General features: G+C 70.7%; 2 pseudogenes. Both read right to left on the bottom strand.

The features are described from left to right. Nucleotides 1-324: pseudogene (locus MKK84_RS04585) on the bottom strand (hypothetical protein); the annotation flags it as partial. Nucleotides 325-505: 181 nt separating this feature from the next. Continuing rightward, nucleotides 506-870: pseudogene (locus MKK84_RS04580) on the bottom strand (hypothetical protein); the annotation flags it as partial.

Below are 870 nucleotides of genomic sequence, written 5' to 3'. Positions count from 1 at the left end.
CGTTTTGCACCCTATGCTGCCCAGCAGCGCGGGGGCCGCGGATCGCCCTCCCCGCCGGAGCCATTGCAGCCACTCCCGGCTGATGATGCGGACCACGTTCGGATCCGACTTCCGCCCTTGGTGGCGCCGCTCTTGGATGGTTAGCAAGCCGTCGCCCTCAGCCAGCCGGATCGCCGCCTGGGCGAGTCGCCGGCAGACCCCAGCCCGGGCAGCTATGGCGTCGATGCACAGCCCGCAGGCACCGTTTCGAGCCATCTCGTCCCCGACGATCCGCAGGACGGCGAGCTGGCCGGTGGTGAACCTCGATGCGAGCGCAGGCGGCATAGGGCCGGAGCAGGCACGCCGACGGCGACGCTCAATAGCCACGGATCGCGCAGGAGCTCGCTGGAGGCGCTTGGCTGGGAACAGCGTCATGCGGCCGAGGTGGATCCCCACGGGCACCACGACCTCTGGGATCCCATCTCTTCGCGTGTGGCCCGAGGGATCCCCGCTCAGCCGCAGGAGGCTATTCCCGGCCAAGGGCCTCCAGGGAGCTCCTGAGCGATCCGGGGCCATTGGGAGCCCCCGCCCGGGCGAGGCGCCGCCAGACCCCAGCCCGGGCAGCTATGGCGTCGATGCACAGCCGGCAGGCACCGTTTCGAGCCATCTCGTCCCCGACGACCCGCAGGCCGGCGAGCTGGCCGGTGGTGAACCTCGATGCGAGAGCAGGCGGCATAGGGCCGGAGCAGGCAAGCCGACGGCGACGCTCAATAGCCACGGATCGCTCAGGAGCTCGCTGGAGGCGCTTGGCTGGGAACAGCGTCATGCGGCCGAGCGGGATGCCCACGGGCACCACGGCCTCGCGGATCGCAGCTCTGCGAGTGTGCAGCG

Source organism: Methylobacterium sp. E-065, from assembly GCF_022829605.1.
GTDB lineage: Bacteria > Pseudomonadota > Alphaproteobacteria > Rhizobiales > Beijerinckiaceae > Methylobacterium.
Note: the sequence above shows the minus strand (reverse complement) of the source record. Positions and strands in the feature narration are given on the sequence as shown.